The 18,965-nt window shown below is 62.1% G+C and carries 20 protein-coding genes; 3 read left to right on the forward strand and 17 right to left on the reverse strand.

All coding sequences use genetic code 11. From position 1 onward, the window contains the following. Positions 1-5: 5 nt before the first annotated feature. The 14 genes from QWI75_RS19900 to QWI75_RS19965 all read right to left on the reverse strand — a co-directional run bounded on the left by QWI75_RS19900 (position 6) and on the right by QWI75_RS19965 (position 13,296). Positions 6-521, reverse strand: a complete 516-nt coding sequence (locus tag QWI75_RS19900) for a hypothetical protein (protein WP_289271078.1) — start codon at positions 519-521, stop codon at positions 6-8. A 373-nt stretch (positions 522-894) separates the two neighbouring features. Further along, positions 895-2,148 (reverse strand): M16 family metallopeptidase, encoded by a 1,254-nt coding sequence (locus QWI75_RS19905; protein WP_289271080.1) that lies wholly within the window; start codon positions 2,146-2,148, stop codon positions 895-897. 23 nt (positions 2,149-2,171) lie between these two features. Further along, entirely contained in the window at positions 2,172-4,283 is a 2,112-nt protein-coding gene (pnp, locus tag QWI75_RS19910) for a polyribonucleotide nucleotidyltransferase (protein WP_289271082.1), read from the reverse strand. Between the two features lie 163 nt (positions 4,284-4,446). Continuing rightward, positions 4,447-4,716 carry a 30S ribosomal protein S15 gene (rpsO, locus tag QWI75_RS19915; protein WP_289271084.1) on the reverse strand — a complete coding sequence of 90 codons (270 nt, stop codon included), beginning with the start codon at positions 4,714-4,716 and terminating at the stop codon, positions 4,447-4,449. A 25-nt stretch (positions 4,717-4,741) separates the two neighbouring features. Further along, complete coding sequence (gene truB, locus QWI75_RS19920) at positions 4,742-5,728, reverse strand: tRNA pseudouridine(55) synthase TruB (protein WP_289271086.1); 987 nt, start codon at positions 5,726-5,728, stop codon at positions 4,742-4,744. A 60-nt stretch (positions 5,729-5,788) separates the two neighbouring features. After that, the gene (gene rbfA, locus QWI75_RS19925) at positions 5,789-6,172 is read right to left on the reverse strand and encodes a 30S ribosome-binding factor RbfA (RefSeq protein WP_289271088.1); all 384 of its coding nucleotides are present in this window, start codon (positions 6,170-6,172) and stop codon (positions 5,789-5,791) included. A gap of 63 nt (positions 6,173-6,235) precedes the next feature. Next, on the reverse strand, positions 6,236-6,529 hold the full coding sequence (locus tag QWI75_RS19930; RefSeq protein WP_289271090.1) for a DUF503 domain-containing protein: 294 nt from the start codon (positions 6,527-6,529) through the stop codon (positions 6,236-6,238). A gap of 31 nt (positions 6,530-6,560) precedes the next feature. Beyond that, a complete protein-coding gene (gene infB / locus QWI75_RS19935) occupies positions 6,561-9,164 on the reverse strand; it encodes a translation initiation factor IF-2 (RefSeq protein ID WP_289271092.1) in 2,604 nt (867 codons plus the stop codon). A gap of 77 nt (positions 9,165-9,241) precedes the next feature. Then, a complete protein-coding gene (gene nusA / locus QWI75_RS19940; protein ID WP_289271094.1) occupies positions 9,242-10,408 on the reverse strand; it encodes a transcription termination factor NusA in 1,167 nt (388 codons plus the stop codon). Between the two features lie 55 nt (positions 10,409-10,463). Further along, positions 10,464-10,916, reverse strand: a complete 453-nt coding sequence (rimP, locus tag QWI75_RS19945) for a ribosome maturation factor RimP (RefSeq protein WP_289271096.1) — start codon at positions 10,914-10,916, stop codon at positions 10,464-10,466. Positions 10,917-11,075: 159 nt separating this feature from the next. Beyond that, positions 11,076-11,918, reverse strand: coding sequence for a D-amino-acid transaminase (gene dat / locus QWI75_RS19950; RefSeq protein ID WP_289271098.1), 843 nt, complete (start codon positions 11,916-11,918; stop codon positions 11,076-11,078). 20 nt (positions 11,919-11,938) lie between these two features. After that, positions 11,939-12,286, reverse strand: a complete 348-nt coding sequence (locus tag QWI75_RS19955; RefSeq protein WP_289271100.1) for a protease inhibitor I42 family protein — start codon at positions 12,284-12,286, stop codon at positions 11,939-11,941. A gap of 126 nt (positions 12,287-12,412) precedes the next feature. After that, a complete protein-coding gene (locus QWI75_RS19960) occupies positions 12,413-12,739 on the reverse strand; it encodes a Rieske (2Fe-2S) protein (protein ID WP_289271102.1) in 327 nt (108 codons plus the stop codon). Between the two features lie 65 nt (positions 12,740-12,804). After that, positions 12,805-13,296, reverse strand: a complete 492-nt coding sequence (locus QWI75_RS19965) for a DUF192 domain-containing protein (protein WP_289271104.1) — start codon at positions 13,294-13,296, stop codon at positions 12,805-12,807. 245 nt (positions 13,297-13,541) lie between these two features. Between QWI75_RS19965 and QWI75_RS19970 the strand changes: the two genes are divergently transcribed. After that, the gene (locus QWI75_RS19970) at positions 13,542-13,889 is read left to right on the forward strand and encodes a 4Fe-4S dicluster domain-containing protein (protein WP_289271106.1); all 348 of its coding nucleotides are present in this window, start codon (positions 13,542-13,544) and stop codon (positions 13,887-13,889) included. A 250-nt stretch (positions 13,890-14,139) separates the two neighbouring features. Continuing rightward, on the forward strand, positions 14,140-14,475 hold the full coding sequence (locus tag QWI75_RS19975) for a hypothetical protein (protein WP_289271107.1): 336 nt from the start codon (positions 14,140-14,142) through the stop codon (positions 14,473-14,475). Positions 14,476-14,570: 95 nt separating this feature from the next. Here the strand turns inward: QWI75_RS19975 and QWI75_RS19980 are convergent, their stop codons facing one another. The 3 genes from QWI75_RS19980 to QWI75_RS19990 form a co-directional block, all read right to left on the reverse strand. Beyond that, on the reverse strand, positions 14,571-15,053 hold the full coding sequence (locus tag QWI75_RS19980) for a cupredoxin domain-containing protein (RefSeq protein WP_289271109.1): 483 nt from the start codon (positions 15,051-15,053) through the stop codon (positions 14,571-14,573). A 271-nt stretch (positions 15,054-15,324) separates the two neighbouring features. Beyond that, positions 15,325-16,893 carry a fused MFS/spermidine synthase gene (locus QWI75_RS19985; protein ID WP_289271110.1) on the reverse strand — a complete coding sequence of 523 codons (1,569 nt, stop codon included), beginning with the start codon at positions 16,891-16,893 and terminating at the stop codon, positions 15,325-15,327. A 64-nt stretch (positions 16,894-16,957) separates the two neighbouring features. Further along, entirely contained in the window at positions 16,958-17,362 is a 405-nt protein-coding gene (locus QWI75_RS19990; protein WP_289271112.1) for a CBS domain-containing protein, read from the reverse strand. A gap of 251 nt (positions 17,363-17,613) precedes the next feature. On the opposite strand from QWI75_RS19990, the gene QWI75_RS19995 reads away from it, so the two are divergent. Further along, positions 17,614-18,933, forward strand: a complete 1,320-nt coding sequence (locus tag QWI75_RS19995; RefSeq protein ID WP_289271114.1) for a UDP-glucose dehydrogenase family protein — start codon at positions 17,614-17,616, stop codon at positions 18,931-18,933. The last annotated feature ends 32 nt before the right edge of the window (positions 18,934-18,965 follow it).

Below are 18,965 nucleotides of genomic sequence, written 5' to 3' on the forward strand. Positions count from 1 at the left end.
AGCTCCTACTTGATCACTTTGAAATCGGTGATCGTGCGGCCGTCCAACGTGACTTCCATCGCGACAAGTTCCTGTGACGCCTTGATCAATCGATCCATCAACGATTTGTCTTTCACGTTCAGGCGCACGGTTTGCGCGGCATGGTACCAGCCGCTATACGGATTGTTCTTCTCGTTGCCTCCCACAAAACCCCAGGCACAGCAGGTGAACAGGGGGTCCGGCGGCTTGACCTCAAGATCGGTTGACGTCCGGCCGAACGGGGTGCCCGAAGCAGGCTCGCCGGTGTTCCAGTATTGAATCCCGAACAGGATCTCTCCGTCCGGATTGTCGGCCCATTGTGACCACACCCGGCCCTTGAGCGTCTTGACGACTTCGCCCTTCATCGCGCTGCCGCCGACGATTTTTGAGGCCGGCCCTGACGGCGCCTTCGCCGGATCATCGGCCGCAAGGACCATTCCCGAGGTGAACAGTCCTACAGCCGAGACGAGTGCAACCGCTGCTATGACGACTCCTCTCTTCATCAAAGCACCTCCTTAATGGAAATCAAGTCCATCCAGAATCGCGTCAATCCAACTTGCCAACTTGCAAAAAAGACAATGATGACATCACACGGAATACGACAGCGCAGGCGAGGAAGCTTTGCAGCCACCTCCTTTCTCTTTTTTCCAGCCTTGCTGAATGCTCCGCTGTACTCGCGAATATGTTCTTCTAGAAAGAGGCCGCCTAATAAAAAGTGGCGAAATCCTATAAAAATCCCCCCGAGGAGTCAAGGAAATATATCGCCGAATCTTTTACTGGACGAAACGCCTGAAAACGGCCTTCTTTAACAATGAGTTGCATCGATACGACAGCGGAACCGACTCAGCCGGTCAGGGGGGTGAATTCGTCGCGAAATCAATTGAGCGCGGAAACCAACGACCGTTCGGAAACCAGGCCCAGCGCCGTGAGCGATCGCGCCTGCTGATCAAACAGCCGCCGGCTGAGTTCATGCACGTGCGGAACGGAGACCCGATCGATGTGGCTGACCACTTCATTCAACGACACGCAGTGCCCCAGGTACAGCTCGTCTTTTGCCAGCTTGCTCATGCGGCCGTGCGAACTCTCCAACCCCAACATCAGGCTTCCCTTGAGGTGATTCTTGGCCAGATTCAACTCACGCCGCCCGATGCCGTCGCGCTGGATGCGCCGAAGCTCCCGGCAGATCAGCTCGACCACCCGCGGCGCCTCGGAGGCGCGGGTCCCCGCATAAATCGTCACGGTGCCGGCGTCGGAATAATTCGAGAGGTAGGAATAGATGGAATAGGCGAGCCCGTATTTTTCCCGCACGACCTGAAAGAGACGCGAGCTGACGCTCCCGCCCAGGATCGTATTCAGGACATGCGCCGAATAACGATCGGGGTCGGCGGCCGCCACTCCCCGCAACCCGATGCAGAGATGCGCCTGTTCCAATGGCTTCTTGTGAACGAGCACCCCGCCCGTCACGTTCGGCGGACGGCGCCCGTTCGTCCGGGAGGGCTGCATGCGGAAGGGCGCGAAGATCCGCGCAAGCAATTGCCTGAGCGGCCGCTCGCGAAAATTGCCGGCAATGGCCACGATCGTGTCCCGCGGATCGTAGTGCGCCCGCACGTACTGCATCAAGTCCCGGCGGCTTAACGAGGCGATCGTCTCAGGCTTGCCGAGGATCGGCCGACCCAACGGGTGATGTTTGAGTACCTGTTCGGTGTGCAAGTCTTGCAAGAGGTCTTCGGGGTCGTCCTGAACCGTGCGGATCTCCTCCAGCACCACCTGCTTTTCCTTCTCCAATTCCCTTCGCGGAAATTGCGAGTGGTGAAACAGGTCGGCGAGCAGCCTCAGCGCCGGCTCCAGGTGCTGATCCAGGACCTTGACGTAAAACGTGGTCGTTTCGCGTCCCGTGAACGCGTTCATCTCGCCGCCCAGCGCATCGATCTCGTGCGAGATATCGCTGGCCGTCCGGCTGCGGGTCCCTTTGAAGAACATGTGCTCAAGGAAATGGGACAGGCCTTCTTCCCCACGTCCTTCATCGCGGGACCCGACGTTGACCCAGATGCCCAGCGTCACGGAGCGGAGTGTCGGGATGGCTTCCGTGACCACGCGAAGCCCATTGTCCAACACGAGCTTCTTATACATCTGGACCCCTTCGGCGGATAGGTTCAAACCGAGGTTCCGGCAGGCGCCCCGGACGGCGCCGCCATCGCTTCCTTGCGACTTAACCGGATCTTCCCTTGCTTATCGATCTCCAGGACCTTCACCAGGATCTGCTCCCCCTCCTTCACCTCGTCCGACACCGATTTCACCCGGTGATGGGCGAGCTGGGAGATATGGACGAGGCCGTCGGTGCCGGGCAGCACCTCGACGAACGCGCCGAAGTCCATGATCTTGCGCACCGTGCCGAGGTAGACCTTGCCGACCTCGACCTCGGCCGTCAGCCGATTGATCATCTCGATCGCCTTCTGCGCCGACGCCTCGTCGGCCGAGGCGATGGACACGTCGCCAGAATCCTCGACGTTGATCTTGACGCCGGTTTCCGCAATGATCGAGCGGATGGTCTTGCCGCCCGGACCGATCACGTCCCGGATTTTGTCCTGCTTGATCTTCAGCGTGAAGATGCGCGGCGCGAAGGGCGAGAGATTCGTTCGAGGCGCGCTCAAGGTGCTCAACATCTTGTCGAGGATGTGCAGCCGTCCCACGCGCGCCTGTTCCAGCGCCTGCCGCATGAGTTCGGGCGTGATTCCCCCGATCTTGATGTCCATTTGAAGCGCGGTCACGCCGTTCTTGGTGCCGGTCACCTTGAAATCCATGTCGCCCAAATGGTCTTCAAGGCCCAGGATGTCGGACAGCACCACCGCCCGGTCTCCTTCCTTAATTAATCCCATGGCAATGCCCGCGACCGGCTCCTTGATCGGCACGCCGGCGTCCATGAGCGCCAAGGTTCCGCCGCACACGGAGGCCATGGACGACGAGCCGTTGGATTCCAGCACGTCCGACACCAGCCGGAGCGTATAGGGAAAGACCTGCTTTCCGGGAATCACCGCCTTGAGCGCGCGCTCGGCCAGCGCCCCGTGCCCCACTTCCCGCCGCCCCGGCGACCGCAGCGGCTTCGCCTCTCCGACGCTGAACGGAGGAAAATTGTAATGCAACATGAAGGCTCGGCTGTACTCGCCTTCCAACGCGTCGATCCGCTGCTCATCCTCGGTCGTGCCCAGCGTCGCCACCGCAAGACTCTGCGTTTCGCCCCGGGTAAAGAGCGCCGACCCGTGCGTCCGCGGGAGGATACCCACTTCGCAGGTGATGGGACGGATGTCGGTGGTCCCCCTTCCGTCGGCCCGCACTCCCCGCTCCAGGATGCTATGCCGCACCTCATGGTATTCGATCTGCTCGAACGCCAGGCGAACGAAGTGTTCGCGCTTGGGATCGTCCTCTGACTTCAACTGCTCCGCGGCCTCGTCGCAAATCTCGTCGAGCCGTTCTTGTCTAGCCAACTTGTCGGGAATCAGAATGGCTTCCCGCATCGGTCCGATCACGAGGGCGCGCACCTGCTCGATCAACGCCGGATCGACGGTCTCCACTTCGACGGCTCGCTTCGGCTTCCCCGCTTCCCGCCGCAAGGCATGGATCGCGGCGACGATCTTCTTGATCTCGGCATGGGCGAGTTCGATCGCGTCGAGCATGACGGATTCCGGCAATTCATTGGCGCCGGCCTCCACCATCATCACCGCGTCCTCGGTGCCCGCCACCACCAGGTTCAAATCGCCGCTGTCCAATGTCTCCAAATCCGGGTTCACGATGAATTGCCCGTTGAGCCGCCCGATCTTCACGCCGCCCACGGGCTTCTCGAACGGAATCGACGACACCGCCAGCGCGGCGGACGCGGCAATGATCGAGACAATGTCCGTCGTCCCGGTCTTGTCCGCGGACAACACTGACGCGATCACCTGCGTTTCGTAATAGTAGCCTTCCGGGAACAGCGGCCGGATGGGCCGGTCGATCAGGCGGCTGGTCAGAACTTCCTTCTCGGACGGCCGGCCTTCGCGTTTGAAATATCCGCCCGGGATCTTCCCCGCGGCATAGGCACGTTCCTGGTAATCGACGGTCAGCGGGAGAAAGTTCACCCCCGGCTTGACCGTCTGCGCCGCGACGGCCGTGGCAAGGATGACGCTGTCCCCGTAGGTCGCCACGACCGCCCCGTCTGCTTGTTTGGCCATGCGGCCGGTTTCCAAACGGAGTCGCTTTCCCGCGACCTCTACCTCAATTGTATGGATCATTGTAGGTGCTCCTTTCCTGCCCTACAGATGCCCACAGAGATAGACTCACCCCCGCCTCCGCGTCGGAAGCCAATGCGGGTGAGTCTATGTCCGTGTTCACCTGTGGGCAGCATGGTGACGGCGCCTGAGCAACAAGGCGTCAGGACACCGGATGTGTACCGCGCTATTTGCGGAGGCCGAGACGATCGCAGACCGCCCGATAGCGATCTCCGTCAACCCGGCGCAGATAGTCCAGCAACCGTCGCCGGCGGCCGACCATCTGCAACAACCCGCGGCGCGAATGGTGATCTTTCTTGTGGAGCTTGAAATGCTCAGTGAGATACGCAATCCGGTTGGTCAGGATCGCTATCTGGACCTCGGGCGATCCCGTGTCGTCGTCGCTCCGGCGATAGTGTCCGATCAATTCGCGCTTGGCTTCCTTCGCTAATGCCATGACTCTGCCTCCCCTTTTCTCCCATTCATGAATCGGTCCGACTGGATGCAAAGACTTTCCGCATGCGGATGACCCCGTCCGGATTGTCCGGCGCCGCAGCAAGCCCCACCCCCAGAAGCCGGCCCTGCGGATCGTGAATCCGGACCATCCGTTCTGCCTCGCCACGGGAGGCGGCCGCCTCCTGCGTCCAGATGACGGCCCTGACCGGCACCGGCATGCCATGCCGTGCCCGCCGTGCAGTCTCTTCATCGACGGTACCTGCCGCGAACAGGCTCAATGCCTGATCCAGTGACAGCGACAGCGCCGGCCCCTTCTCCGCTTCCCATCCCTCGACGATCGAGCCGACGGTCCTGGCCTGGTCCAGGTGCAGCGGCCCGACCCTGCTCCGCACCAGCAGAGCCGCATGCCCGCCTGGTCCCAGCGCCTGGCCGAGATCGGCGCAGAGGGTGCGGATGTAGGTGCCCTTCGAGCAGACCACGCGGAGGCGAATGTCAGGCCCGTCCATGCCAAGCACATCCAACCGGTAGATGGTGACCGTCCGAGGTTCCCGTTCGACTGTCCGGCCGGCCCGCGCGGACCGATAGAGCGGGACGCCTGCGATCTTGACCGCGGAATACATCGGCGGGACCTGCATCGTGCGGCCGACAAATCGGGACGCCGCCGCGTGCACCTGATCTAGCGTGATGCCGGTCACGGGCCGCCGTTCAAGCACCACCCCTGTGGCATCTTGCGTATCCGTCACCTGACCGAGTCGAAGCACGGTTTCATATTCTTTGTCCCACTCGACGAGGTACTCGGCGACACGGGTGGCCTGGCCGATCAAGATCGGCAACACCCCCGTGGCGGCCGGGTCAAGCGTGCCTGCGTGCCCGACCTTGAGGCCGCGAAACAGGGGACGCAGCCTGGCCACCACATCGTGCGACGTCCAGCCGGCCGGCTTGTTGACCGCCAGCACGCCGTCGCTGAGCGCCGCCGCCCTGCACTCTTCAACCGGCATGACCCCCGCCCCCATGGCTTCCTCTGCCTCCCATCCCTCGACTCCGCCCCTCCAGGTTCACTCGACTCGTTCGGCTCATTCGACTTGCTCGGACTTCGGCGGTTCGTCCCGGGCCGGTCGAACCTCATCCAGCAGAGCCAGCACGCGGTCACCTCGCGGCCCGCTGATATCTTTAAAAAACACCAGTTCCGGGGTGTAACGCAATTCCAGCCGTTGCCCCAACTCCGACCGAATGAATCCCGCCGCTTTGGTCAGCCCCGCCGCAATCTCCCGATCCGGCATGCCATCCAACCCTGCGGTGAAATAGACCCGCGCGAGCCTGAGATCGTTCGTGACGGACACCTCCGTCACCGTGACCGCTCGCAGCCGCGGGTCCCGCACCTTTCGCATCAAGATGTCCGCGACTTCCATTCGAATCTGATCGGCCACACGCGTGGCCCGTTTGGTGACGGGTTTCATGTCGTTCGGCGGACGATCGGCCGATGATCCTCATCGCAACCACTGTGGCTCCACGGCGCTCCGTCAGAGCAGCTCGATTCGCGATTGCAGGACTTCCAATGTCGGCACCCCTCGGATCACGTTCAGCGCCTGATCCAACACGCTAGTGACGTGCGCGCGCTCATTGGACACGCAGGCAATCCCCAGCAGGGCTTTTTGCCACAGATCCTGGTCGCCGACTTCGGCCACCGACACGTTCAGCTTCCGAAGCCGGTCCTTGAGGCTGTGCAGAATCTGTCGCTTCTCCTTGAGCGAGTGCCCGTTGGGCAAAAACAACTCCACCGTGCACAGCCCCAACATCGCCCCGCGTTCGCTCAAGGCCGCTCTCCTTCACTCGGCTTCGCGGCACTCACAACTTCGCGGCGATTCGATCCAGCACGAAATTTTCGATGATGTCCCCGGCTTTGAGATCGCTGAAATTTTCCACGCCGATGCCGCACTCGTACCCCTGCTGAACCTCCCGCACGTCGTCTTTGAACCGGCGGAGCGAGGCCAGCTTGCCCTGATAGACCGGCACATGATCGCGCACCACCCGCACCCCGCTGCTCGCGCGGGTCATGGTGCCTTCGAGCACGTAGCAGCCCGCAATAATGCCGGCCTTGGACACGTTGAACACCTGGCGCACTTCGGCGCGCCCCAGCACCCGCTCCTTGAACGTCGGCTCAAGCAGGCCCTCCATCGCGGCCTTGATGTCGGCAATGGCGTCATAGATCACGCTATAGAGCCGGATATCGACCCGCTCCGATTCCGCCAGCGCCGCGGCCTTAGGTTCGGGCCGGACATTGAAGCCGATGACGATGGCGCCGGAGGCCGCGGCGAGCAACACGTCGGTTTCGGTAATGCCGCCGACCCCGTTGTGGATGACCCGAAGCTTCACGACCTCCGACGGCAGCTTGTCGATCGCGACCGCCAAGGCTTCCGAGGAGCCCTGGACGTCCGCTTTGATCACCAACGCCAGTTCCTTGATGTCGCCCTGCTTGATCCGCGCGTAAAGATCGTCCAGGCTGACCTTGGCCGGACCGGCAAGCTCCGCGGCGCGCTGTTTTTGCGCGCGGGACTCGGCGATCTCGCGGGCCATCCGCTCGTCCTTCACGACCAGGAACGTGTCGCCCGCCGACGGCACGCCCGTCAACCCGACGACCCCGACGGCCATCGAGGGACCGGCTTCCGTCAGTTTTCCGCCTGCCGCCGGGATCAGCGCGCGGACCCTTCCGCTGTACGTCCCGACCACATAGGCGTCCCCGACCTTCAGCGTCCCTTCTTGAACCAACACGGTCGCGACCGGGCCCCGGCCCCGGTCCAGCCTCGCCTCGATCACCGTTCCCTTGGCCGGCTTGCGCGGATCGGCGCGCAACTCCAGCACGTCCGCCTGGAGCAACACCATCTCCAGCAACAGATCCAGGTTCTGCCGCTTCTTAGCGGACACCTCCACCATGATCGTCTGCCCGCCCCAGGCTTCCGAGATCAAATTATGCTCCGCCAATGCATGCTTGACTCGTTCAACATTGGCCTCGGGCTTGTCGATCTTGTTGATCGCGACGATGATCGGCACGTTGGCCGCCGTGGCGTGATTGATCGCCTCGATGGTCTGCGGCATCACGCCGTCGTCCGCCGCCACGACGAGGATCACGATATCCGTGACCTTGGCGCCCCTCGCGCGCATGGCCGTGAAGGCTTCGTGGCCGGGGGTGTCCAGGAACGTGATGCGCTTGCCGTGTAGCTCGATGGAGTAGGCCCCGATATGCTGGGTGATGCCGCCCGCTTCCTGTTCCGCGACCTTGGTTTGACGAATGGCATCCAACAGGGACGTCTTGCCATGGTCCACGTGCCCCATGATGGTCACGACCGGCGGCCTCGGCTCCGGCTTTTCCTCCCCCTTCCAGAGGGCGGCCTCTTCGAGTAATTCCTCCCCGGCCTTGGGGGCCGTGACCTCGACCTTGACGCCCAATTCCTCGGCGATCAAGCCGGCGAGTTCCAGGTTCATGCTCTGATTGAGCGTCAACATCTGCCCGCTTTCCATCAACTTCTTCATGATGTCGGCCGGCCGCTGGCCCACAGCTTCCGCGAACTCCTTGACCGTCATGCCCGCAGTCAGCTTGATGCCCTTCTTTCTCGGCTTGGTGATTTCCGTGACCGGCGTCGTCCCGGCATGGCGCACGCGGTCATCCCGCCGGTGAACCGAAATCGCGCGCAAATCATCCCACCGGGCCGCATCTTCCCTGGCTCGGGCCTCTTCTTCGTCGCGCTCCCGCCCCGGCTTGCGGACTTTCTTCGCCTTCTCGCGAGCCCCCTTGGCTTCGCCCCCCTCGAAAAGCGCTTCGGCTTTCTTCTTGGCCAGCGCGGCCTCGGACGCCGCATCAAGAGCCGGCGTAGCGATCGCGGCCGGTTTCGCCTCAACCGAGGCCGCAGGCACAGGCGATTCCGCCGGCGCGGGCGACAGGATTCCCGCCGGAGGCGATGGGGCGATGTCCGGCTTGACCTCGGCCGGCGGCGCAGCCGCCGCCGACTCCGTGGCTGGCAACCCGGGAACCGGATGGGCAAGGTCGGGTGGCGGCGCATGCGTGAGCCCCGTTTCCGTCGCCGGAACTGCGGCAGCCTCGATCTCCTCCTCGGTCTTCTTTTTCTTAATGAGGATGCGGCGCTTGTCCGGTTTCGGCGGCTCCTCCAGACTGACGGCCCCTGCCTTCGCTCCTGTTGATTTCACGTGTCCGCCTCCACCATCGGCTTCCTGTCGGAATCCTTCCCCTCCGCGTCCGGCGCGGGTAGCCGTTTTATCGTCGGCACCGGCTCCTCCCAGCCCTTGCTGCGGCGCGAACTTGGCGAGCAGCCGGGCGACCACATCCGCGTCCAAGGCGCTGCTGTGCGACGCGACGGGCACACCCATCCGCTTGAGCTCCGCCATGAGCTCTTTGCTCTCCATGCCCACTTTCTTGGCCACTTCATAGACGCGCATGCAGCGTCCGCTCCTTCACTCACCCCGGAACCCCCGGCGGAGACTCATCTTGAACCCGCACGGAAACATTCGGCTCGCTATTCCGCCACCTCGGCCTTCGCAGCCGCCTCGGCCGCCTCCCGTTGAGCGCGCGCTTCCTCCTGCTCGCGCTGATCGGCCGCTTCCTCCGCCAGCGCCGCCCGGATCTCCCGATCCCGTTCGACCTTCTTCTTTTCGTATTCGGTCCCGCTGATGATGTCGATCTTCCACCCGGTCAATTTGGCCGCGAGCCGCACGTTTTGTCCGTTCTTGCCGATCGCCAGGGAGAGCTGCGAGTCGGCCACCACCACCAGTGCGGATTTTTTCTCCTCGTCGATGCCGACTTTCTCGATCGTGGCCGGGTTCAACGCCTCGGCGATGAAGACCCGGGGATCGGTCGTCCAGGCCACAATGTCGATTTTTTCTCCCCGGAGTTCGCGGACCACCGCTTGGACACGGGAGCCCTTGATGCCGACGCAGGCCCCCACCGGATCGACCGCCTTGTCCCGGGACGAGACGGCGATCTTGGTGCGGTCGCCGGGTTCCCGGACAATCCCCTTGATCTCAACGATCTTTTCCGTCACCTCCGGCACTTCCAGCTCGAACAGTTTGGATACGAACTGCGGATGGGTCCTAGTCAGGATCACCTGCACATCCTTCGGAGTGCGGCGGACCTCCAGCAACATGGCCTTGATTCGATCGCCGCGCCGATAGGTTTCGCGGGGGATTTGCTCCTGGATCGGCAGGATGGCCTCCGTCTTGCCGAGATCGACGATATAGTTCTTCCGCTCCATCCCGATGATGACGCCGTTGACGAGGTCCCCTTGCCGGGTGGAGTATTCCCGTTGCACTACCTCCCATTCGGCTTCGCGCACCTTCTGAAAGATCACCTGCTTGGCCGTCTGCGCCGCAATGCGGCCCAACTCGTCCATCTCGATCACGGACCCGATTTCATCGCCGATCTCCGCCCCGTCATCCACCTTCCGCGCTTCCTGAAGCGAGATTTCGGCCTTCGGGTTGGTCACGGTCTCGACAATGGTCTTGACCGAGACGACGGAGATTTCTCCGGTCTTCGGGTCGATCTCCACGTGGATGTTCTCGCCTTGCCCGAACCGCTTCTTGGCCGCGGTCTGGAGCGCGGATTCCACGGCGTTCAACACCCGCGTCTTGTCGATCCCTTTTTGACGACCGATTTCGTCGATGACCGCGATCAATTCTTTATTCATACGTGACCACCCTTTTCTTCACGGGGATTCCCGCGGCCCGCGCGGCGCGATGCCATCACTTGGAGAATTCGACCTCCAGGCGCCCGCCCGCGATCGCCTCCCACCCTAATTGAATCGACCGGTCGGTCTTGCCTTCCCGCAGCGTCAGGGAGAGCCCCTGTTCGTCCACCGCGGTCAACCGGCCGACCACCCGCCACTGCCCCTCTCGGACCTGCGCCAGCTTCAGGTTCACCAATCGCCCCATGACTCGTTGATAATCGGCGAGCGTTTTGAGCGGGCGATCCAGCCCCGGCGAGGAGACTTCGAGGGTATAGGCGTGAGGAATAGGATCCGCCACATCCAGGGCGGGCCCGAGCGACATATGAGCCTGCTCGCAGTCGTGGAGGCTGACCCCTCCCGGCTTATCAATGTACACTCGCACGATGGTCCGCTGCCCCTGCCCCGAACAAGTCACGTCGATGAGTTCGAGTCCCATGGCCCACAGGATCGGCGCGGCGACTTCCTGCACGCGCTGGGCAACCTGGGCGCTGTCCATGAACAACAGAGAAAAATGAGGGAGCAGACTTACCGACTGTGAACTGCACGGACTCCAAACAAAAAAGTGGGCGACCGCCCACTCCAAAACAGCGGAACTGTACCATTTTGACTGTGGACAATGCAAGCGCGGTCAGACGAGAGCGACCTCCTGGAATCGTTGCTGGAGCAGCCGGCTGATGGGCCCGGGGCATCCGCTCCCGATGACCATCGCATCCACCGTGACGACAGGGAGCACTTCGACCGTTGTCCCGGTGAGAAACACCTCGTCCGCCGATCGAAGCTCGTCACGCGTGACCGCCTCTTCCTTGATCGGCAGCCCCTCCTTACGAGCCAATTCCAGCACCAGATGCCGCGTGACACCGGCCAGGATCTCGGGGCCGACGGGCGCCGTGCGGAGGCCTCCCTGTCGCACGACCATGACGTTGCTGACCGCCCCCTCGGTGATCCGTCCGCCCCGGACCAACAGAGCCTCGAACGCACCTGCCTCAAGCGCCCGCTGGCGAGCCAGCACGTTGGCCAGGAGGTTCACGCTCTTGATGTCGCACCGGCCCCAGCGAATATCATCGGCCATGACCACCGCGACTCCATTGGCCGCGAGCGCGGGATCGAGCGGGCGCATGAGCCGAAAGGTCATGATGACGGTGGGAGCCACCCGGCCGGGAAAGGCATGATCGCGCGGCGCGACGCCTCTGGTGATCTGGAGATAGACCTTGCAGTCGGGATAAGCGGCGCGCCTGATCCCTTCGTCGATCAGCGCCGGAAATTGCCGAGCGGCCTCCGGCAACGCCAGGCCGATCGCCGCCGCGCTCTGAGCCAGCCGGGCCAAGTGCGCCTCCACCTGGAACGGCCGGCCACGGTAGGTCCGGATGACTTCGTACACGCCGTCGCCGAACTGGAGGCCGCGATCTTCGACCGGCACCGTGGCGTCGGCCAGATCCATAAAGCGCCCGTTGACGTACGCTACGTCTCCCATGCCCTCATCCCTTGTACGCCTTACGGTCGGCCGGCCACGCGGATCACAAACACGCGGCGGTCTTCAGCAGTGAATTTCCATCCCATCCGCTTCTCAAACACGAGCCGGTGCCGGCCTTCCTTCACGGCCTGAAATTCGAACGTTCGACGCCCGGTGTCCACGGCATTGTTGCCGGCAATGCGCAGATAGTCGTCGTTGAGCAGCGCCAGCGCCATCCGATCATAAGCCGGCACCCACAGCTCCCCTCTGGTCCGGTCTTCCCAAAGGTGGATCGTGAACGAATGTTGAATGACGGTGTCGATGACCCGTCCCTCGGCTTCTTGTTCTCCATAATACGCCGTTCCCTGTGCCTGTTCCGTAGCCGTCATGCCCACCTGCCCGTTCTTTCGATCGCGTCCCTCTATTCGACGTTACTCTCACGGGACCGGTCTCCGCTCAGCGTCCTGCCCTACTCCGCTCCGTCATTGTCCGGCAGGCAGACATTGCTTGGCCCGTCAGGCTTTTCGCCGCCCGCCGATGAGAATGGTTTCCCCTTCGATCCGCACGTCATAACTGGCCACACAATACCCGCCTCCGTCCGTCCCCTGACCGTTTCGAAGGTCGAACGCCAGATCGTGCCAGGGACAGGAGACGATGCAGCCCTTTACACGGCCCTCATGCAACGGTCCCCCCTCATGGGGGCAGGCATCGTGAATGGCGTAAAATCTGCCCTGCACGTTGAAAATGGCGACCGGTTTGTTCCGGATGGTCACCAGTTTGCTGCCGCCCGCGGGGATCTCCGCCACTCGCGCGGCCGCTTCGTACTGCTCAGTGCCTTCCATATCCCAACCGTCCCTTCATTCGTCCCAATCGACCGCGACCTCGCGCTCGTCGCCACAGTACCACGTCACATGACCAACGTAAACTTCAAGTCCGTCCCGACCGTGACGCCCTCCTCGCGGACAAAGCCGGCCTTGGTTTGCAGGACGTACCGGGCATCGCTCGGCGGAGGCCCATATCGCGGGCAGGGATCTTGATTGCACGGGGGCACGTCGGCCGCCAGATGGACCACGTGCCGGCTCTCGTCCAGCCAGATGATATCGACCGGAAATCGGAAGGCCTTCGTCCACAGCGTATGCCGGCCCGAGGATTCGAAAATGTAGAGCATGGCGCCGTTGGGCGGCAAGGTCTCTCGAAATGCCAGACCGAACAGGAGCTTTTCCGGCGTATTGGCCACCTCTCCCTCAAGTTGGCGCCCGCTTGGAAACGTGATGAGAATCGTCTCCGTCTCTTTCTGAGAGGAGAAAAAGAGACTGAACGACATCAGCAGAATCGCCAACAGGATCAGCATGACGATCCGCTGTCGCTTCGGCTGCGGCGTCTCCGACGCAGACCCCATGAACACCTCTTGGATGAATGTGACGAATTCTAGGCCCATAGACCCAGAGGCCGTTTTGCGATGGGCCTTCTGCGCGGGCCTGTTCCCGTTGACTTGGCTTTTTTTCGCAGTCTAGAATGCCACTCGCTTTTGTTGCAACTGCCGGCCACCGCCGGTTGGGTGCGGAAAGAAGCGGGCGGCGTTGGGCACGACCGTCCGATCGCAAATCGTTTCTTCAGCGAGCGTTAGAGAAGGAGGCATCGGTCATGGCTCTCTTAATTACGGATGAATGCATTTCTTGCGGGGCGTGTTTGCCTGAATGCCCGAACGAAGCCATTTTTGAAACCCGCGGCGACGCGGAAAGCAAGGGCTATCACGTCGGCGACGGCCAAGGAGTCGGTGACAATATCTACGTGATCACCCACGATCGTTGCACCGAGTGCGTGGGGCATTTCGATGAGCCCCAATGCGCCGCCGTCTGTCCCGTGGACAATTGCTGCATCTCGGATCCGGCCTATCCGGAAACGACGGACGTCCTGCTCGAAAAGGCACGGACGCTGAATCCGGACAAGGAAATCGATCCCAACAAGGTGTGGAGCGGCGTCCGCAACTGATCGCGGCACACGACTGCCGCGGTTCCGCCCTTCGCGCAGGTCTGTGAAGCCCCCTATCTCGATTCATGGGATGAGGGGGCTTCGTGTTTTTCCCTCCACGGCACGCTCCATGTTTTCCTTTTCTACCAGGCCGAATGCAGGGTATGATGAAATAAGTCACATGCGGAAGCGCATCTGACGTGATCTCTCCGGCGCTTTCGCGGGGCTCGATCCTTCGAGCCAGTCCAACCCTAGCCAGGAGGCTCGTATCATGCGACGCTTCTTCTTCGGACTTGCGATCGGCCTATGCCTCGCGATCGGATTCCTCCCGCAGGCCGTTGCAGGCAAACAGGACATCCCTCGCGCAATCGAATCCTTCATGCATCTGCATTACCCGCTGGCAGCCAGCTACACCTGGATCATCAACGACACGGTGCGAGAAAAGGATGAGGTGACGGTCGTTGATCTCCAGACTATCGTGATCCCCAAGGTGGGACCGGGCCCGAGAGAAGAACGGTTTCTGTTGTTGATCGTTCAGGGTCAACTTGCGGGCAGCCAATCGGTCCCGATCGACAATCCGACCCTGTGCGGAGAGCAACAGATTTGATCAAACGACAACGGGGGCTCCACCGATCGGTGGAGCCCCCGTTCCTGCCAGGCGGCAATCTCGAACGCGGCAGCCCCGCAATCCCCAGCTTCGGCCTACTTCTGAATCAGCAACTGGCCGCCCAAGTGAGCCGGATGCAGTTGGCACTTGTAGGTCAACACGGATCCGGCCGTCACGTAAGTCAGGTCGCTGGTGGGAATGCCGATGTACTTGGTTTCGCCCGGCTTCAGCACAAGCTTGACATTGAGCGTGGTCGGGGCGGAAATGTTTTCTTCTGCGGCCAAGCTGAACCCATGTTCCCCCTGGCTTTCATTGGTCACCTTGATCACCACCGGCGTCCCGGCGCGTCCCACCAGGTTGAGGATGGCGACCGGGGGATACCAGGCTTTCTTCCCGCCAATATTCTCCAAGGCGGTGAACGTCAGATCCACCGGCAATTCCTTGAACGGCTGACCGACCACCGAGCCGGTCTCAAGATCGCCGATTTCGACTCCACCAGCCTGCAACGCGTACGCCCCGTTGACCCCGACCAACACCATCATGAGGCCGATAAAAATTGCGAGGACCTGTTTACCCATGACCTACCTCCTTCACCAAGATAGTAGAATTTGGTTGTGTGGAATGACGCCTGCTCGAACCTTGGCTACCGGAATGCTTCCACGAAACCCTTCATACACGCCGTCCGTATGAGTGCTCGAAAAGACCGACCGAAACAGCGCGAGCTTATAACATGGCCATAGGAGGGAAGCAAGTAAGAATTCAGCCCAGGCTGCCCTTGCGACCATGAGCGATCACCCCCATCCTGCCGGCGAGATCCCTGCGAGGTAAATTTCAAATAGCTTCGCAAAATCAATTGGTTGAACGGACAGATCCGGTCTCATCAAGCTCTCGGGCTATCAAAAGATCATAGGGAGCATAGTCGTCGGTCAGCACAAGACCAGGCTGCCAGGGCGTCTCCCTGCGACGATCCCACAATCTGGTCGTTTCAACGGGAAGCCGTTGCTCCGCGGCCAGCCGGTTCGCCTGTCGGTGTAGGTCATCCAATGTCATCCGTTCGACCGGCGCGCCGCCGAAGAAGATCAAGTTCTCGGCTCGCGCCTGACGAGATTTCCAGGGACCCGCCACCGAGTAGGTTTCAAGCACAGGAAACGCCGAACGCAGAGTCGAGACGACCGCGCGTTCCCGCAAAAGATCGCCCCCTTCGCCGGAAGAGGCCAGGTTGACCGCGACGACGCCGTTCGGACTCAGGTGCGACTTCAGCTCGGCAAAGAATTCCCTCGTGGTCAGATGGAACGGAATCAGATGGCGCGCGAACGCATCCATCCAGATCACGTCGTACTGCGCGTCGGTGGACTGAAGGAAGGCCCGCGCGTCCTTGACATGCACGTGATGGCGCGGTCCCGGCTGATAGTCGAAATACCGTTCTGCGGCCAGCGCCACCGACGGATCCACCTCGACCGTGTCCAACTCCATTTCAGGCCAATACCGTCCCAGCCACTTGGCGAGCGACCCTCCGCCATGGCCCAAGATCAGCCCTCGCTTGGCTTCGGGAGCCCATCCCAACGCCAACATCATCATTTGGCTGTATGGCAGGTAGAGCTGCAGCGGGTCGGCCCGCCACATCACCGCATGGAAGGTCCGATCCAGGATGAGATACCGAAACAGATCGTCGTCTCGTACCCGCACCTGTTGGTAGGGGCTATCCTCCTGATGCACGGGCGGCGGCAGCGTCGAGAGCGGATGCCAGGCAACCCAGAGGGCGGAGACCGTTGCGGCCAGGAGCAGGGTTCCGATCGCTTTGCCGGCCGCGGCCGCACGCGTCCCCCACAGGACTCCGAGCCCCACCTGGGCGACCCCGAGCCAGGCGATGAGCATGTGCGTCCCGAGCCACGACAACAGATAAAAAGACGTCCCCCAGGTCCCGACCAGACTCCCGATCGTCGAGACCGCGATCATTCTCCCCGTATGCCGCCCGAGATGGCCCATATCCTGAATGGCCAGCCGGAGCAGGGCGGGCAAGACCCCGCTCAGCCCGAACGCCGGCGGCGCCACTAGGACAGCGGCGGCGAGACAAGGCCCCCAGCGTGGATCTTCGATCAACGAGGAGACATGAAACAAAACCGGTTGGCCGGCGCCGGCCAGCAAGAGCGTCCATAGCCCTGCCCCCAGCAAAAGCCCGCTCAAGACGGAGCCCCCGGGATGCCGGTCGGACATCCATCCGCCGAACGCATAGCCGCTGCTCATCGCGGCCAAGACCACGCCGATGAGCGCGCCCCAGACAAACAGAGAGTTGCCGAAGACGGGGGCCAGCAGCCGGCTCCCGAGAATTTCCAGCGCCATGACAATCGCGCCGGTCAGAAACGCGGTAAAAAATAAGAACGAGAGGGGCCACTTGTGGGAGGAACCGGTGGAGGACATGAAACGAGTCGGCGCTAAAGATCGGCGTGGGGGGGCGGAAGCGACCGCGGCTCCGCTGGCATGATCAAGAACCCCAGTTCTTGAAGTAGCGGAGCAGATCGCGCACGGATACGATGCCCACGATGCGCTCCTCTTCCGTCACGGGCAGGTGCCGGATGTTGCACTCGGCCATCAGATCGCTGGCCTCATGGGCGGTACGGTCGATCTCGATGGAGATGATGGGGCTGCTCATGACGCGCCGGACCGGTTCCATGGACAGGTCCAACCGCGCAGCTATTCCACGGCGAACCAGATCCGTTTCGCTGACGATCCCTACGTACCGTCCTTGCTCGGTGACCAACAGCGCGCCGGTCTTTTCTTCGCGCATCACCACCGCGGCATCGGCGAGGGTCATGCCGGCATCGACCGTCCTCAACCGGCGATTCATCACGACCGCAAGGGGACGGGCTATTAAGCCGCTTGGCGACATGGTGGCTGAACAATCCGAACAACCCCGGCCTCAAGGCGAGAGGATTCTAAGATCACGGGAGACCGCTGTCAACGCGGGACGTAACGGTCAAGGGGCCCGTTCCGGCGCGCCCGGTCATTCGAAGCCCCTCCGAACGAGCTTCACGCTCGGGTCTTTTTTCTTGTCGAGCCCCGACCCGTGCAGTATAGTCATCCCGATACGCAGTCCCACAAGCCAACCCAACCCTCGCACATGAAAAGAAGGAGTGGTCCATGCACATCAGCGTGATTGGAACGGGATACGTCGGATTGGTCACGGGCGCCTGTTTCGCCGAGTTCGGTCTTTCCGTGACCTGCATGGACACCGACGCCCAACGGATCGGCAAGCTGGAGAAGGGGGTGGTGCCCTTCTATGAACCGGGCCTCACCGAACTCGTCGCCAAGGGGATTAAAGAGAACCGCCTGACGTTCACGACCAACATCGTCAACGCCGTCGATCAGGCGCTCGTCATCTTTATCGCCGTCGGGACGCCGCCCAAAGCGGACGGCTCCGCGGACCTCTCCTATGTGGAAGAAGTGGGCAAGGGCATCGCCCGCAACATGACCGGCTACAAGGTCATCGCCACCAAATCGACGGTGCCGGTGGGCACGGGGGAGCGCCTCCGGCAGGTCATCAAGGCCAACCAAACCAGTTCCCACCGGTTTGACATCGTCTCCAACCCGGAGTTCCTGCGGGAAGGCTCGGCGATCGAAGATTTCATGCGCCCCAACCGCATCGTCATCGGAGCCGACAGCGAGCAGGCCATGGCGATCATGAAGGACCTCTATCGGCCTCTCTACCTGATCGAGACGCCGGTCGTGATGACGGACATCCCCACGGCCGAGATGATCAAGTACGCCTCCAACGCCTTCCTGGCCACCAAGATCTCCTTCATCAACGAGATCGCGAACCTCTGCGAAAGGGTTGGCGCGAACGTGCAGGTCGTCTCGAAAGGCATGGGCCTGGACCAGCGGATCGGCTCAAAGTTTCTCCATGCGGGACCCGGCTTTGGAGGTTCCTGTTTTCCCAAGGACCTTGCGGCCCTGGTCCAGACCGGGGAACGGCACGGCTACGAGATGCAGGTGGCGGGAGCGGCGGCCCGAGTGAATGAAAAGCAGAAGTTTGCGATGGTGGAGAAGATTCGGAGCGCGATGGGGCCGCTGAAAGGCAAGACCATCGCCGTGCTCGGGCTGTCCTTCAAGCCCAACACGAATGATCTGCGGGAAGCGCCGGCCCTGACTATCATTCCCGAGCTACAGAAGGACGGCGCGACCGTGCGGGCCTACGATCCGGCCGCGCTGGAGGAGTCCTGCAAGCTGTTGCCGGGGCTCGTTCCCTGCGAGGATGCCTACCAGACGGCGGAGAATGCCGACGCCCTGGTGATTCTCACCGAATGGAATCAGTTCCGAACGCTGGAGTTCGAACGGCTGAAGACCCTGATGAAGCAGCCCCTGCTGTTTGATCTCCGCAACGTCTATGAGGCGGATCGGGTGGCCGGTTATGGCTTCCGCCATATTTCCGTCGGCCGCCTTCCCGTCGAGCCGTCCGCGTAGCACGACCGGCCCATTTCACCCTGTTCGCCGGC

Origin of the sequence: Nitrospira tepida (assembly GCF_947241125.1) — a bacterium.
Lineage (GTDB): Bacteria > Nitrospirota > Nitrospiria > Nitrospirales > Nitrospiraceae > Nitrospira_G > Nitrospira_G tepida.

What these genes read in the sequence shown, in the direction of transcription:
- QWI75_RS19900 (WP_289271078.1), bottom strand. Translation starts at nt 521, where the DNA reads ATGAAGAGAGGAGTCGTCATAGCAGCGGTTGCACTCGTCTCGGCTGTA.
- QWI75_RS19905 (WP_289271080.1), bottom strand. Translation starts at nt 2,148, where the DNA reads ATGTATAAGAAGCTCGTGTTGGACAATGGGCTTCGCGTGGTCACGGAA.
- pnp (WP_289271082.1), bottom strand. Translation starts at nt 4,283, where the DNA reads ATGATCCATACAATTGAGGTAGAGGTCGCGGGAAAGCGACTCCGTTTG.
- rpsO (WP_289271084.1), bottom strand. Translation starts at nt 4,716, where the DNA reads ATGGCATTAGCGAAGGAAGCCAAGCGCGAATTGATCGGACACTATCGC.
- truB (WP_289271086.1), bottom strand. Translation starts at nt 5,728, where the DNA reads ATGGGGGCGGGGGTCATGCCGGTTGAAGAGTGCAGGGCGGCGGCGCTC.
- rbfA (WP_289271088.1), bottom strand. Translation starts at nt 6,172, where the DNA reads ATGAAACCCGTCACCAAACGGGCCACGCGTGTGGCCGATCAGATTCGA.
- infB (WP_289271092.1), bottom strand. Translation starts at nt 9,164, where the DNA reads ATGCGCGTCTATGAAGTGGCCAAGAAAGTGGGCATGGAGAGCAAAGAG.
- nusA (WP_289271094.1), bottom strand. Translation starts at nt 10,408, where the DNA reads ATGAATAAAGAATTGATCGCGGTCATCGACGAAATCGGTCGTCAAAAA.
- dat (WP_289271098.1), bottom strand. Translation starts at nt 11,918, where the DNA reads ATGGGAGACGTAGCGTACGTCAACGGGCGCTTTATGGATCTGGCCGAC.
- QWI75_RS19955 (WP_289271100.1), bottom strand. Translation starts at nt 12,286, where the DNA reads ATGACGGCTACGGAACAGGCACAGGGAACGGCGTATTATGGAGAACAA.
- QWI75_RS19960 (WP_289271102.1), bottom strand. Translation starts at nt 12,739, where the DNA reads ATGGAAGGCACTGAGCAGTACGAAGCGGCCGCGCGAGTGGCGGAGATC.
- QWI75_RS19965 (WP_289271104.1), bottom strand. Translation starts at nt 13,296, where the DNA reads ATGGGGTCTGCGTCGGAGACGCCGCAGCCGAAGCGACAGCGGATCGTC.
- QWI75_RS19970 (WP_289271106.1), top strand. Translation starts at nt 13,542, where the DNA reads ATGGCTCTCTTAATTACGGATGAATGCATTTCTTGCGGGGCGTGTTTG.
- QWI75_RS19975 (WP_289271107.1), top strand. Translation starts at nt 14,140, where the DNA reads ATGCGACGCTTCTTCTTCGGACTTGCGATCGGCCTATGCCTCGCGATC.
- QWI75_RS19980 (WP_289271109.1), bottom strand. Translation starts at nt 15,053, where the DNA reads ATGGGTAAACAGGTCCTCGCAATTTTTATCGGCCTCATGATGGTGTTG.
- QWI75_RS19985 (WP_289271110.1), bottom strand. Translation starts at nt 16,893, where the DNA reads ATGTCCTCCACCGGTTCCTCCCACAAGTGGCCCCTCTCGTTCTTATTT.
- QWI75_RS19990 (WP_289271112.1), bottom strand. Translation starts at nt 17,362, where the DNA reads ATGTCGCCAAGCGGCTTAATAGCCCGTCCCCTTGCGGTCGTGATGAAT.
- QWI75_RS19995 (WP_289271114.1), top strand. Translation starts at nt 17,614, where the DNA reads ATGCACATCAGCGTGATTGGAACGGGATACGTCGGATTGGTCACGGGC.